The 14,036-nt window shown below is 57.4% G+C and carries 11 protein-coding genes; 7 read left to right on the top strand and 4 right to left on the bottom strand.

The genetic code is table 11. The features are described 5' to 3' along the window. Positions 1 to 12 precede the first annotated feature (12 nt). From LVD14_RS12195 to LVD14_RS12225, 7 genes are all read left to right on the top strand, one after another. Positions 13 to 1,560 carry a methyl-accepting chemotaxis protein gene (locus LVD14_RS12195; protein WP_237134341.1) on the top strand — a complete coding sequence of 516 codons (1,548 nt, stop codon included), beginning with the start codon at positions 13 to 15 and terminating at the stop codon, positions 1,558 to 1,560. 736 nt (positions 1,561 to 2,296) lie between these two features. Continuing rightward, a complete protein-coding gene (locus LVD14_RS12200; RefSeq protein ID WP_237134342.1) occupies positions 2,297 to 3,460 on the top strand; it encodes an isovaleryl-CoA dehydrogenase in 1,164 nt (387 codons plus the stop codon). A gap of 155 nt (positions 3,461 to 3,615) precedes the next feature. Next, positions 3,616 to 5,217: a carboxyl transferase domain-containing protein gene (locus tag LVD14_RS12205; protein ID WP_237134343.1), complete on the top strand. Its 1,602-nt coding sequence runs from the start codon at positions 3,616 to 3,618 to the stop codon at positions 5,215 to 5,217. A 42-nt stretch (positions 5,218 to 5,259) separates the two neighbouring features. Beyond that, positions 5,260 to 6,132, top strand: coding sequence for an enoyl-CoA hydratase-related protein (locus LVD14_RS12210; protein WP_237134344.1), 873 nt, complete (start codon positions 5,260 to 5,262; stop codon positions 6,130 to 6,132). Between the two features lie 2 nt (positions 6,133 to 6,134). Then, positions 6,135 to 7,964: an acetyl/propionyl/methylcrotonyl-CoA carboxylase subunit alpha gene (locus LVD14_RS12215; protein ID WP_237134345.1), complete on the top strand. Its 1,830-nt coding sequence runs from the start codon at positions 6,135 to 6,137 to the stop codon at positions 7,962 to 7,964. Beyond that, entirely contained in the window at positions 7,961 to 8,842 is an 882-nt protein-coding gene (locus LVD14_RS12220; protein WP_237134346.1) for a hydroxymethylglutaryl-CoA lyase, read from the top strand. The genes LVD14_RS12215 and LVD14_RS12220 overlap by 4 nt, the downstream gene beginning before the upstream one ends. Before the next feature lie 2 nt (positions 8,843 to 8,844). Continuing rightward, positions 8,845 to 10,854, top strand: a complete 2,010-nt coding sequence (locus tag LVD14_RS12225; RefSeq protein WP_237134347.1) for an acetoacetate--CoA ligase — start codon at positions 8,845 to 8,847, stop codon at positions 10,852 to 10,854. 529 nt (positions 10,855 to 11,383) lie between these two features. Here LVD14_RS12225 and LVD14_RS12230 read toward each other — a convergent pair. From LVD14_RS12230 to LVD14_RS12245, 4 genes are all read right to left on the bottom strand, one after another. Then, on the bottom strand, positions 11,384 to 11,737 hold the full coding sequence (locus LVD14_RS12230) for a hypothetical protein (RefSeq protein WP_237134348.1): 354 nt from the start codon (positions 11,735 to 11,737) through the stop codon (positions 11,384 to 11,386). Between the two features lie 350 nt (positions 11,738 to 12,087). Beyond that, positions 12,088 to 12,777, bottom strand: a complete 690-nt coding sequence (gene mtnC / locus LVD14_RS12235; protein ID WP_237134349.1) for an acireductone synthase — start codon at positions 12,775 to 12,777, stop codon at positions 12,088 to 12,090. Between the two features lie 7 nt (positions 12,778 to 12,784). After that, positions 12,785 to 13,345: a 1,2-dihydroxy-3-keto-5-methylthiopentene dioxygenase gene (locus tag LVD14_RS12240; RefSeq protein ID WP_237134350.1), complete on the bottom strand. Its 561-nt coding sequence runs from the start codon at positions 13,343 to 13,345 to the stop codon at positions 12,785 to 12,787. Next, positions 13,342 to 13,983: a methylthioribulose 1-phosphate dehydratase gene (locus LVD14_RS12245; RefSeq protein ID WP_237134351.1), complete on the bottom strand. Its 642-nt coding sequence runs from the start codon at positions 13,981 to 13,983 to the stop codon at positions 13,342 to 13,344. The genes LVD14_RS12240 and LVD14_RS12245 overlap by 4 nt, the downstream gene beginning before the upstream one ends. Positions 13,984 to 14,036 lie beyond the last annotated feature (53 nt).

A 14,036-nucleotide genomic window follows, 5' to 3' on the forward strand; every position in this document is an offset into this window, starting at 1 on the left:
GAGACACGCAAAATGGCCGAACGCAAGTTATTCTCCACTAACGAAAAGCTGGTTTCCACCACTGACCTGAACAGCTATATTCGTTACGCAAACCCAGAATTCATTAAAATATCAGGCTATTCCGAGAAGGAGCTGATCGGCTCCCCGCACAACATCGTGCGCCATCCGGATATGCCCAAAGAAGCATTTAAATCGCTATGGGGAACTGTTCAGCGCGGCAAACCATGGATGGGTATGGTCAAAAACGCCTGCAAGAACGGTGACTATTACTGGGTGGATGCTTACGTCACACCAGTTTTTGAAAATGGCAAGGTGACCGGCTACCAGTCAGTCCGTTCAGTGCCAGACGAGAAGCACGTAAAAGCTGCCAGCAGCCTCTACGCCCGCCTGCGCAGTGGTGCGTCCGTTCGCCTGAATGCCGTGATTGGGTGGCGTCAAAGCATACTCGCAGCTCAGGTTCTCAGTCTGCTGGTCGTGATTGCTGGATTGACGTTCCCAGCGCTGGGTGGCGTATTGGGCTGGACTCTGGCAGCCCTTGGCGCTGTAGGCGGTGTCGCAGCCGGCGCAGTCCTGCTTGCTCAGATGAACCCGCTGATCGACGCTGCCGAAAAAATCGCCAGCGACAGACTTTCGCGGGCCGTGTACACCAGCCACAAGAATGAGCTTGGCACCGTAGAACTGGCCATGAAAAAGCTTAGCTCAGAAGTCACTACCATTCTGAAACGTGTCGACGAGTCGGCCGCCAGCCTCGACCGCCTGGCAAACCAGGCGAACAAGGCAGTTGCTACGACCAACCAGGCCATTGCACAGCAGCAGGCAGAAATCGACTCTGTGTCGTCAGCTGTGACAGAGATGTCCAGCGCTATTCATGAAGTGGCCAGCAACACCTCCAACACCTCCACTGCGGCCGAACAGGCAGACCACAGTGTGGGAGAAGGTCGCCACTCGATTGACGAGAGTCTGTCAGCTACGACTCAACTGGCCGCGAATATCGACGATATTACCCGCATGATCCAGGACCTGGGTAATGATAGCAACGCGATTGGCTCTGTCATCGAGGTGATTAACGGTATCGCTGAGCAGACCAACCTGCTGGCTCTGAACGCGGCGATTGAGGCTGCTCGCGCCGGTGAACAGGGCCGGGGCTTCGCAGTGGTAGCCGATGAGGTGCGCACTCTGGCACAGCGCACCCAGAATTCCACCGTACAGATCAAGGACATCATTAACCGCATCCAGGGCAGCACGCAAAGCTGCGTGGACTCGATTGCCAGCGCGCAGGAAAAGGCCAAGCACTGCGTCAAGTACAACCAGGACGCCGGCAATGCCTACAGTGCCATCAGCCAGGCAGTCTCGGATATCCGCAACATGACCTTCCAGGTGGCAACAGCTGTGGAAGAGCAGAGTGCGGTGGCTGAAGAGGTAAACCGCAATATCGTTAATATTCAGACGCAGTCGGAGCGCACCAGCGAGGCCTCGCGTTCGACTGCGGACTCCAGCAAGCGTCTGGCGCAGGATATTTCTGCCATGCATGAGCTTGTTCGTCAGTTTTCATCGCGTTGATCGCTCCTCAAGCCGGTCGGCAGGCAATGTAGTATCGTCTGTCTTCCGGCTTCTTTTTGCCCGCTCTGCCAACTGAAACCTCAGCGCTTACGGCTCCGAAAGCAGTGCTTCGTATTAAGCTACGGTCCAGGCAGCGGGTTGCAGATTGCTCCCGGATCGCATCCTTTCACCGGTTACCCGGCGGTGCGGAACTCGACGTCGCGGCGTTGCCGCTCCGGACTCAGACAGTCCTACCGCTGATCGGGTGACCGGCAAAAGGATAAACGCGCCCTGATTGGGCGCAATTCTGCAATCCGCTACCCTCCCCTTGTGCCAAAGTCTAATAAGACACAACTTTCTGGGTTGATGGAAACCCACACTATCCTTAAGGTCCGTCCGGGCAATCACTAGTTGAACTCCGAACTGAGCCTTGTGGGGGATTGGCACTGCGGTCAGATCGAGGTCTCGGGGATAGGGTGGCAAGGAGCGAGGAAAACCTGACGAGGACTGCCACCCTAGTTCCGAGGCCGGAAGCGATGAACTCAGTCCCGAGCCCGCGTAGCGCGCGAGGTCGAGTTCCGCCCCGCCGGGTGACAGGCGAAAGGATGCGATCCGGGCGATGACCAATACCCGCCTTCCGGACCGATCTGCAATAGGAAGCGATCCCGCTGGGCGTTCAGCAGCCTTGTGTGAATCCATTCAGTTTTGGTTTAGAATCGGGACAAGCCCGAACTAAAATTAGAATGAGAGCGCACCCATGCACTACCCCCAACTTAGCTTCGACTTCGACGAAAGCCTGCGCATGCTGCAGGAACAGGTGCAGCAGTTTGCGGCACGTGAGATTGCACCTATGGCGGCCGAGATTGATCGCAGCAATCAGTTCCCTGCCGAGCTCTGGCGCAAAATGGGTGACCTGGGTTTGCTGGGCATCACCGTGTCTGATGAATATGGCGGCGCTGATATGGGTTATCTGGCGCACGTGGTGGTGCAGGAGGAAATCAGCCGCGCGTCTGCGAGCGTCGGCCTCAGCTACGGCGCGCACTCGAATCTTTGTGTCAATCAGATCTATCGTAATGGCACCGACGAACAACGGGCGCAATATCTGCCGAAACTGATCAGCGGCGAACACGTGGGCGCTTTGGCCATGAGTGAGCACAATGCCGGATCCGACGTGGTCAGCATGCAGCTGTCCGCCAAACGCGACGGCGATCACTTTGTACTGAATGGCAGCAAAATGTGGATTACCAACGGTCCGGATGCAAACGTCTATGTCATCTACGCCAAAACTGACGCCAGCGCCGGGCCGCACGGCATCACTGCATTTATAGTCGAACGCGACGCGCCAGGATTCTCCCGTTCCCCCAAACTCGACAAACTGGGCATGCGCGGATCCAACACCTGCGAGCTGGTGTTTGCCGACTGCCGGGTACCCGCGACCAATATTCTGGGCGGTGAAAACCGGGGCGCGCAGGTGCTGATGAGCGGCCTGGATTACGAACGAGTGGTGCTGTCTGGCGGCCCGCTGGGCATCATGCAGGCCTGCCTGGATGTCGTCGTCCCTTACGTGCATGACCGCAAACAGTTCGGTCAGGCGATCGGTGAGTTCCAGTTCATACAGGGCAAGGTCGCCGACATGTATACTGCGCTGAACGCCTCGCGCGCCTATGTGTACGCTGTGGCACGCGCCTGCGACCGCGGTGAAACCACCCGCAAAGACGCCGCCGGCGCCATCCTTTTTAGCGCCGAATACGCCACTAAACTTTCGCTCGATGCCATCCAGATCCTCGGTGGCAACGGCTACATCAACGACTACCCCACCGGCCGCCTGCTCCGCGACGCCAAGCTCTACGAAATCGGCGCCGGCACCCAGGAGATCCGACGCATGCTGATCGGACGGGAGCTCTTCCGTGAAACCGCTTGACCTCAAACAGCCTGCATACAGATGCAGCACCACAGTTCATCGAGGTGTTGGGAACAATGTGGCAAGGAGCGAGGAAAACCTGACGAGGACTGCCACATTGGTTCCAGCACCGGATGCGTTGAACTACGTATCGAGGCAAGAGGAGTGCAGACAGCGTGAATAAGTTGCAGAGCAAGATCAGCCCGCAATCTGAGGAGTACAAACGCAACCACGCCCACCACACCGCGCTGCGCGACGAACTGCAAGCGCTGACAGCCACGCTGGCTCTGGGTGGCGACGAGAAAGCACGGGAGCGCCATGTGTCTCGCGGCAAGTTGCTGCCACGCGAACGCGTTGAAGCGCTGCTGGATACCGGCTCTCCGTTCCTGGAGCTGTCGCAGCTGGCCGCCTACCAGGTTTACGAAGACAATATACCCGGCGCCGGCATGATCAGCGGTATCGGCATGGTCTCGGGGCAGGCGTGCATGATCGTGGCCAATGACGCTACGGTAAAAGGGGGCACGTATTATCCATTGACGGTGAAGAAACATCTGCGTGCGCAGCAGATCGCCATGGAGAACCACCTGCCCTGCATTTATCTGGTGGACTCCGGTGGTGCCAACCTGCCGCATCAGGCAGAAGTGTTTCCGGACCGGGATCATTTTGGTCGTATTTTTTACAATCAGTCGCGCATGTCCGCTGCTGGTATCGCCCAGATAGCTGCGGTGATGGGCTCCTGCACAGCGGGTGGCGCCTATGTACCGGCGATGGCCGATGAATCGATCATCGTACGCGACCAGGGCACCATCTTTCTGGGCGGTCCGCCGCTGGTAAAAGCCGCCACTGGCGAGGAAGTCACTGCTGAGGAACTGGGTGGCGGCCGTGTTCACGCGGAAATTTCCGGCGTTGCCGATCACCTGGCGGATAATGACGTGCACGCACTGGCACTGGTGCGCCGCAGTATCGCCAGGCTGGGTCGCCGCTCACCTGCCATTGATGTGTCAGCAGCTGCACCCGCTTATGATCCGGACGAAATCTACGGCATCGTGTCGGCGGATGTTCGCAGCCCCTATGATGTGCGTGAAGTCATCGCGCGTATCGTGGATGGTTCCTATTTCGATGAGTTCAAACCGCTGTACGGCGCCACGCTGGTCTGTGGCTTTGCAGAAATCTTCGGTCAAACCGTCGGCATTCTGGCTAACAACGGTATTCTGTTTTCTGAAAGTGCCCTGAAGGGTACTCACTTTATTCAGCTTTGTTGCCAGCGCAATATTCCGCTGGTGTTCCTGCAGAACATCACCGGTTTTATGGTCGGTCGCAAGTACGAGCATGAAGGCATCGCCAAGAACGGTGCCAAGCTGGTCAACGCGGTGTCCACCGCCGGCGTACCAAAGATTACCACGCTGATTGGCGGAAGTTTTGGGGCCGGCAACTACGGTATGGCGGGACGCGCCTTTGATCCGCGCTTCCTTTGGAGTTGGCCCAATGCCCGAATTTCGGTAATGGGCGGCGCGCAGGCAGCAGGCGTGCTCGGGCAACTGCGTGGCGACATGCTTAAGGCAAAGGGACAGGCCTGGACCGCGGACGAGGAGCAGGCCTACAAGGCGCCAATAGAGGCAAAATACGAACGTGAGGGGCACCCCTACTACGCCAGCGCCCGAATCTGGGACGACGGCATTGTGGTACCGGCTGACACGCGTCAGATTCTGGGACTCTCTCTGTTTGCGTCGCGTCACGCGCCACAGAACAAAACTGACTTTGGCATTTTCCGTATGTAACAGAGCTGCATTCGGATAGCGGATCAGAACAGGCTAAACACTATGACTACAGCAAAGAAGAACACGGACAAGGTATCGCTGACAGAGGGTGCTGACACCGACATTCTGGAAATTGTGCGCCCTGCCCCCGGCATTACAGAAATGTGGCTGAACCGGCCAGATAAACATAACGCATTTAATCCCGAACTGATCGCGCGCATCCATCAGACCATCACACGACTGGCCGCTGATGCGGACACGCGTGTATTGATCATCGCTGGCCGTGGCAAGAGTTTTTGTTCTGGCGCTGACCTGAAGTACATGAAGTCCATGGTGAACTACAGCCATGCAGAGAATGTGGCCGATGCGGCCCGGCTTGCGGCCATGTTGCGGGCGCTGCATGACTTCCCGAAACCGATCATTGCTGCGGTGCATGGCAACGTATTCGCCGGCGCCACCGGCATGATCTGCTGTTCGGACCTGGTAGTGGCGGCCGAGAATACCCGCTTCAGCATCAGTGAGGTCAAACTCGGACTGGTACCTGCGGTGATCAGTCCTTTTGTAATCAGTCGGATGGGGCCGCACCTGGCGCGTCGTTATTTCCTGACTGCAGAGGTGTTTGATACAGAAGCAGCATCTGCGGTGCATTTGATCCACGAAACCGTGGCGGCTGTTTCCCTGATGACACGCGCGCACGAGTTGGCAGCTCAACTGCTGCGCAATGCACCTGGCGCGATGGCCGACACCAAAAACCTGATCCGTTATCTGGTGCCGGTACCCAAAGATGCGGCAGTGACTGAGTACACCTGCGAGCTGATCGCACGGGTACGCGCTGCTGAAGAGGCACAGGGTGGTCTGCAGGCATTCTTCGACAAGGCTGACGCGCCCTGGATTGCAAGCAGCCAGAAACAGCCCACAGGCAAGGGTGGGAATTGACCATGATCAAATCCCTGCTGATTGCGAACCGCGGCGAAATAGCATGCCGCATCATTCGTACCGCCCGCCGGCTGAACATTCGCACCATCGCCATTTATTCGGCGGCCGATCGTCAGGCACTGCATGTGCAGTTGGCCGACAAAGCAGTGCCACTTTATTCGGTCGGCAAGGAGGCATTTAGCGCCACTGACACCTATCTTAATCAGGCGCTGATACTCGAAATCGCCAAAGCGCAGGGCGCCGAGGCGATACACCCAGGCTACGGTTTTCTGTCGGAGAACGCCGGGTTTGCGCGTAAAGTCAGCGAGGCCGGATTGATCTTTGTGGGTCCTTCGGCTGATGCGATTGCCGCCATGGGATCGAAGTCGCAGGCCAAACACTTGATGTCAGAGGCAGGTGTCCCACTCCTGCCGGGCTATCATGAATCTGATCAGAGCACTGCTACTCTCCAGAAGCAGGCGGATGAAATTGCCTACCCGGTGCTGATCAAGGCCAGTGCCGGTGGTGGTGGTCGTGGCATGCGTGTGGTTCAGTCCAGCAGTGAGTTTGCCGAAGCACTGGCCAGCGTCAAGCGCGAAGCCAAAGCGGCTTTCTCTGATGATCAGGTATTGCTGGAGAAATATCTTCCCAATGCCCGGCATGTGGAAATTCAGGTTTTTGCCGACTCGCAGGGCAACTGTATTCACCTGCATGAACGTGACTGTTCCATCCAGCGGCGCCACCAGAAACTGATTGAGGAAGCACCGGCACCAGGACTGACAGAAGCAACACGTCAGGCCATGGGCGAGGCCGCGGTTAACGCGGCAAAGGCCATTAACTACAGCGGCGCCGGCACGGTTGAGTTTCTTTATCAGGATGGCGAGTTTTACTTTCTGGAGATGAATACCCGACTACAGGTCGAACACCCGGTCACCGAGTTCATCACCGGTCTGGATCTGGTTGAATGGCAACTGCGGGTGGCCAGTGGCGAAGCCCTGCCTGTGAAGCAGGACGAGATCAAACGCCAGGGCTGGGCCATGGAAGCCCGCATCAATGCCGAGACAGGCGCTCCGGATTTTCTGCCATCAACAGGCGCCATCACGCACCTGGCCTGGCCGCAGGACGAGCAGGTTCGCGTCGACGCGGGTTTTCGCAGCGGCGATCGTATCAGCGTCTATTACGACAGCCTGTTGGGCAAAATCATTTGCCATGGCAGCTGTCGTGAAGAAGCAGCGGCGCGTCTGTCCGCAGCACTGGCGCAACTGACCATTGTGGGCATCGACCATAATGCCAGTTATCTGGGTGCCATCGTTGATACGGCTGCCTTTCGCCGTGGTGAAGTCACGACGGCGTTTTTGCAGAAACACCATGAGGCCATTGCGGCGTCACTGGCAACACGCGCGATGTCACAGCCACAAACTAACAATGCCGCATCAGGCACTGCCAGTCTGGCATCACATGCGGGACACCACGCCGGTGACTGGGGCGCACTGAACGCCTGGCGCACGCAGCAGTCAGAAGCTTCGCGCCGTTACCATCTGGATGCACTTTATCTGTCACCGCGTTTTGCTGGTGGCACCCCCTCACCGGCCACTTTGCCAGAGGCCCTGTCCGGTGCCGGCCACGCAGGCGAGGCTCAGCGGCACATCAAGGCACCCCTGCCCGGCCGCGTGATTGCCTTGCAGGTTAAAGCGGGTGACAAAGTGGAAGCCGGCTCCGCACTGCTGGTGATGGAAGCCATGAAGATGGAACATACGCTCCGCGCCTCTCACGATGGCGTGATTGCCGAGCTGCACTGCAATGAGGGTGACATGGTACAGCCTGACCAGTTACTGATGGAGCTGGACGCATGATTACACTGTATGAGATGGGAGCACGCGACGGGCTGCAGAACGAACCGGTCATGGTGCCAGCCGCCGTCAAGGCCGAGTTGATTGATCGACTGGCGCAGAGCGGTCTGCAGCATATTGAGGCGGGCAGTTTTGTATCACCGCGCTGGATACCGCAGATGGCTGACTCGGAGGCCGTGTTTGGTCTGATCAAGCGGCAGGACGGAGTGACCTATTCTGCGCTGACCCCTAACATGCAGGGTTTTGAGCGGGCCGTGGCAGCGGGCGCTGATGAAGTTGCAGTGTTTGCCGCTGCATCAGAGGCGTTCAGTCAGAAGAATATCAATTGCAGCATCCGCGAGAGCATTCAGCGTTTTACCCAGGTCTGCGAAGCGGCCCGCGACAAAAACATTCCGGTACGTGGTTATGTGTCCACTGTCATGGGTTGTCCCTACCAGGGCAAAGTACCTGAGGCTGATGTGGTCATGGCCATCGAAGAACTGCTGGCACTGGGCTGTTATCAGGTCTCACTGGGCGACACGATTGGTGTCGGTACACCCAGACAGGTCAGGCAGGTTCTCAAGACCTGCCTGTCGGTTGCATCCCCGGCGCAGTTGGCCATGCATTTCCACGACACCTACGGCCAGGCGCTGGCAAATCTGCTCAGCGGGCTGGAACTGGATATCACCACCATTGACGCCTCAGTGGCGGGTCTTGGTGGCTGCCCCTACGCCAAAGGTGCCAGTGGTAACGTAGCCACAGAAGATGTGATTTACATGCTGCACGGCATGGGCATGGACACCGGTGTAGACCTCCAGCAACTGGTCGCCGTCAGTCACTGGATCTGCGGGCAGCTGGAATGTCAGAACCGCTCCAAAGTTGCGCAGGCAATGGAAGCATAGTCATGAGCACTGACATCGATTTCCGGCAGCTTCTTAAACAACTTCACAATACGCCATCACACAGCCCGGAACCGGACAGCGACCACAACAGGCAGCTCGCTGCGTTTACTCCGCCCGTCCCCTTCAGCACGCTGCACCAGCACAGTATCACTCAACGCGAGGCCTTCTGGCGCGCCTGCCTCGCCACCACTGGCATCATCACCCACACGCTGGGCGATGTGACGCTGGAGCGTGGCGAGCACATCTGGCAGGATCGCTGGTTCCCAGGCACTCAGCTCAACTTCGCCGAAAATCTGTTGCGCTACCGCGATGATCAGGCAGCGCTGATATTTGCCGATGAGCGCGGCAATCGGCAGACACTGAGCTACGCGCAACTCGCAGAACAGGTGACACACGTCGCCGCCTGGCTTCGGGATCAGGGTGTGCAGGCCGGTGACCGGGTTGCAGGTTTTGCCGCGAATCGTATAGAGACCGTGGTGGCGATGCTGGCTGCCACTTCCCTGGGCGCGATATGGAGTTCATGCTCTCCGGATTTTGGTGTTAATGGTGTGCTGGATCGTTTTTCGCAGATCGAGCCCGTGGCACTGTTTGCTGTTAACAGCCATGTTTACGCCGGCAAGCAGCACAGTCACCACCACACCCTGGACAGACTGACTACCGCTCTGCCCTCACTGAAAGCCTTGATCGTATTGCCAGAGCTCTACGATGCCAGTGAGCAACCCCAAGGTTCAGACAATTGCAAAGTCCACGACTGGCAGAGCTGCGTGGAATTCAGCTCAGGCAGTAGCTCGAACAGCCGGGCGACAGAGGTCGAAGCATTAAGCTTTTACCCCGCCGACTTTGATCATCCGCTTTTTATCATGTACTCATCGGGCACCACGGGTGTGCCTAAATGCATCGTTCATGGGACAGGCGGCACGCTTTTGCAACTGCGCAAGGAACACCACCTGCACCTGCAGCTGACTCGCGACGACACCCTGTTTTTCTTCACCACCTGTGGCTGGATGATGTGGAACTGGCTGGTGACAGGACTTGCATCCGGCGCGACGCTGGTGCTGTTTGATGGTTCGCCGTTTCACCCGCGACCGGACATACTGTTTGATCTGTGCGACGAGCTCGACATCACCTTGCTGGGCGTCTCTGCAAGGTATCTGGCTGCCGCCGAGAAAGCCGGTGTCAAACCACTGACAACACATCGCCTGAGCGCACTGCGCGCACTGATGTCGACCGGCTCGCCACTGAGCGAAGAAGGCTTTGACTACGTCTGGCGCGACATCAAACCCGGCATCCATCTGCAATCAATGTCAGGTGGCACCGATATCATTTCATGCTTCGTACTGGGCAACCCCTGGCAGCCAGTGCACCGCGGAGAGATTCAGGGTGCGGGTCTTGGCATGGACGTGGCCGTCTATAACGAGGCGGGCCAGCCTGTTGTTGGCGCAAAAGGTGAACTGGTGTGCCGACAGTCCTTTCCCAGCATGCCGGTCGGCTTCTGGAATGACACAGAGGATCAGCAGAAATACCGCGCCGCCTACTTTGAAGGTTTTGACAATGTCTGGACTCATGGCGATTACGCAGAACAGACAGCCAATGGCGGCTGGATCATCTACGGCCGATCGGACACAGTGCTGAACCCGGGCGGCGTGAGGATTGGCACGGTCGAGATTTACCGTCAGGTGGAGCAGGTGGATGAAGTACTGGAATGCGTTGCGGTCGGTCAGGAATGGGATGGTGACATCCGTATCGTGCTGTTTGTGCGCCTGCGGGACGAAGCCACGCTGGACGAAGCTCTGCAGGCCCGCATCCGCCAGATCATCCGACACGGTGCCTCACCCAGGCACGTGCCGGCGCTGATGGAGCAGGTGCACGACATCCCGCGCACGCTGAACGGCAAGATCGCTGAGACGGCAGTCCGCGAAGCGATCCACGGCCGACCTGTCAAAAACCAGGACTCTCTCGCAAATCCGCAATCCCTGCGCGAGTACGAATCCTTCGCCGAACGCCACCGCTGATGATTCCGTTCTGGATCGGTCCGGGAGGTGGGTGTTATTTGGCGCCCGGATCGCATCCTTTCACCGGACACCCGGCGGGGCGGAACTCGACTTCGCGGCTTCGCCGCTCAGGACTCAGACAGTCCTCCCGCTGATCGGGTGTCCGGTAAAAGGATAAACGCGCCCTGATTGGGCGACAAGTAACACCCGCCTCCCTCCCCTTGTGCCAACGTCGAACACCTTCCCTTTCGGGAAGCGACAAAATGCTTAATCGACGCCTTGAAGACAGTTTGGCGACAAGCGACAAAAACCTGATATGAACTGCCCCGATCGACTGGTAATGCGGCTTCAGAAAAACCGTGAACAACAGATTTTTGGTATTCGCAACAAATCAGAAAATTCTAGCCAGAGTCGCCTCTGTAGCGATTTCATTCATTGAAATGCTACCTGCTACCAAGCACTGAGATTAGCGCCTTCGATTCCTTATCTAGTGTAACTTGCGCGGCAAAATCTGCGCCGGTAAACCCCTCGGGGACAAATGCCTCTACAGTTACAAAAACGGTTGAGCCGACTTCTTCAACCAAAACTTTTGTTCCATCACTGATCGCGACAGCATCGGGGGAGAGATGAGTAAACGCTTCCCTGGCAAAGCTAGCTGCTCTTGCAAATGTGGCTTATCAGCGTTATCCGGATAAAGCAGCTGCGGGATGTAGGACTTAACCACAATCTGTGAGTCCTTCATGGCAGTATCAAGGGCAATTTTTCGCTCGATGGCATTCTGTTGTTCTTCGGCGCTCATTGGCGCGGAAAACCTTACACCGTTGATGATCTGACTTTCCTGGCCTGCAACAACGGCAGAGGTGATCGACAGGAACATGAGAGGGAAAAGCGCTTTGTTGATCAATATAACCTCGATCTTTCAGGCTGCTATCTTTAAGCCATCGACTGATCCCGTTTCAATTGGATGACAGTTATTGTATTAACTTGATAATACCAGATTACGATTCGCGCTCGACGCTGGCACAAGGGCCGGGAGGTGGGTGTCAGAATCTCGCCCAATCAGGGCGCGTTTATCCTTTTGCCTGTCACCCGAAAAGCGGGCGGGACTGTCCGAGTCCCGAGCGGCATTGCCGCGAGGTCGAGTTCCCCCCCGCCGGGTGACAGGTGAAAGGATGCGATCCGGGCGTGATCTGACACCCACCTTCCGGCCCGCTTTTGAAAGAGTTGCGAATTTCGGTGTCGGATGCGATTACATCAATCGAACGTGATTTCCGCAAACGAGTGAACCAACCGGTGCTTCGAGTCCACGTCAGCATCACCCTCCTGCGGGCGGACCACGCGTATCGTCTGAATCCCGATCTCCGCCGCCGCATCCAGCTCAGCCTCGATGTCAGAGAGGAACAGAATGTCCTTGGGCGGCAGCGCTATCCAGTCAGCGATGTGCTGGTAGGATTCGACTTCCTGCTTGGCGCCGATGGTGGTATCGAAGTAGCCGGCAAACAGCAGACGCAGGTCGCCGTGGGTGGTGTAGCGGAAGAACAGGCGCTGGGCCTTTTCGGAACCTGATGAGTAGACATACAGATTGATGCCCTGCTCCTGCCATTCACGCAGTTTCTCGGGGACATCGGGGTACAGGTGCGCCTGGTATTCACCACGCTGGTAGCCCTGCTCCCAGACCATTCCCTGCAGCGCTTTGAGCTCGGTCACCTTTTTGTCCTGCCGCATCCACTCCTGCAACTGAGCGATCAGTGCCTCGGTGTTGCGCAGCGGGATGCCGGTGCTCTCGGACATGGCGCGCAGCTGGCGGGCCACGTCACGCTCTTCCTTGTGCTTGCGAACGAAGTCGGGCAGAAACTGCTCGGCGTATACAAACAGGATGTCTTTGACGAAACGGATGGAGCTGGTGGTACCTTCGATATCGGTAACGATCGCGATTGGCTTCATTGTCCTTTTATGACTCCAGTCTGGAGAACGACTCGGCGATCGCACTCCCGGTGTAGTTGGCTACCCAGCCTTCGGGGTTGTTAAAAAACCGGATCGCTACAAAACGGGGCTTTGGCCCCATGTCGAACCAGTGCGGAGTGTTGGCGGGCACTGAAATCAGGTCGCCTTTCTGGCACAGCACTTCGTACACTTTATCGTTGAGATGCAGGCTGAATAAACCCTGTCCATCGACAAAAAAGCGCACTTCGTCCTCACTGTGACGGTGTTCGCTTAAAAACTTCTGACGCAGCTCAGGCACTTTTGCCTGTACGTCCGGATTATCGGTGGCATCCAGGCTGATCACGTCGACTGTCTGATAACCCTCTTCTTCGACCAGTTTGTCGATGTCGGCCTGGTAGGCTGCCAGTACCTGCTCACTGCTGTCGCCGGCCTTGACGTCCTGACCAGCCTGCCACTGCTCGAATCGGATGCCGACTTTGGCCAGCTCCTGCGCGATCTCGCTGGCATCGGCGCTGTGCAACAGTTCGTGATCGGGCTTGTTGTCGGCAAAGATACTCAGTTCACTCATCGGTCGACCTCGCGTGCTTCGGCTGGCTGCCAGCGGCTGGCATGCCAGTAATAATCCAGTAAAAATTCCAGCGCTTCAAGGTGGCGCAGTGTTGTCGGCAAATCCGGACCCCAGGTATAAAGACCATGGCCTCGAATTAGATAACCGTGACCGGTACCTGTCTCATTCATATGGTCATCGACCTGTTTTGCAAGGGCGGCGATGTCCTGGCTGTTATCAAACACCGGCAGCGACAGGCTGGACTCATGTGTGACCGTGCCGGTAAAGGCTTTCAGCAGCTCCAGCCCCTTGAACTCTACCGGGCCATCGGCATGCATGGAGACCAGCGTCGCCTTGACCGAATGGGTATGCAGCACCGCTCCAATACCAGGGTCACGACGATACAGCGTGGTGTGCAGCAGGGTCTCGGCCGACGGCTTTTTGCCATCCAGGGACCTGCCATCAAGGTCCACGCGCATGATGTCATCGGCGCTCAATTGCCCCTTGTCACGACCAGATACGGTGATTGCGCAGCTGCTGTCGTCCAGGCGCTGCGAAAAATTGCTGCTCGTCGCAGGACACCAGCCCTGTTGCCATATACGCTGGCCAGCGCTGATCAGGCCATTCACGGCTAGCTGGAAGGAATCTGCTTGGGTCATGGGGCGCGATTATAAACTGAATTGCGGCCTGGCATAAGCGCCGTTGCCGGTAA

The organism is Pseudohongiella sp. O18 (assembly GCF_021729085.1).
Classification (GTDB): Bacteria; Pseudomonadota; Gammaproteobacteria; order Pseudomonadales; family Pseudohongiellaceae; genus Pseudohongiella.

Excerpts from the sequence above, each read along its gene's own strand:
- LVD14_RS12195 (WP_237134341.1), top strand. The coding sequence starts at position 13 with ATGGCCGAACGCAAGTTATTCTCCACTAACGAAAAGCTGGTTTCCACC.
- LVD14_RS12200 (WP_237134342.1), top strand. The coding sequence starts at position 2,297 with ATGCACTACCCCCAACTTAGCTTCGACTTCGACGAAAGCCTGCGCATG.
- LVD14_RS12210 (WP_237134344.1), top strand. The coding sequence starts at position 5,260 with ATGACTACAGCAAAGAAGAACACGGACAAGGTATCGCTGACAGAGGGT.
- LVD14_RS12215 (WP_237134345.1), top strand. The coding sequence starts at position 6,135 with ATGATCAAATCCCTGCTGATTGCGAACCGCGGCGAAATAGCATGCCGC.
- LVD14_RS12220 (WP_237134346.1), top strand. The coding sequence starts at position 7,961 with ATGATTACACTGTATGAGATGGGAGCACGCGACGGGCTGCAGAACGAA.
- LVD14_RS12225 (WP_237134347.1), top strand. The coding sequence starts at position 8,845 with ATGAGCACTGACATCGATTTCCGGCAGCTTCTTAAACAACTTCACAAT.
- mtnC (WP_237134349.1), bottom strand. The coding sequence starts at position 12,777 with ATGAAGCCAATCGCGATCGTTACCGATATCGAAGGTACCACCAGCTCC.
- LVD14_RS12240 (WP_237134350.1), bottom strand. The coding sequence starts at position 13,345 with ATGAGTGAACTGAGTATCTTTGCCGACAACAAGCCCGATCACGAACTG.
- LVD14_RS12245 (WP_237134351.1), bottom strand. The coding sequence starts at position 13,983 with ATGACCCAAGCAGATTCCTTCCAGCTAGCCGTGAATGGCCTGATCAGC.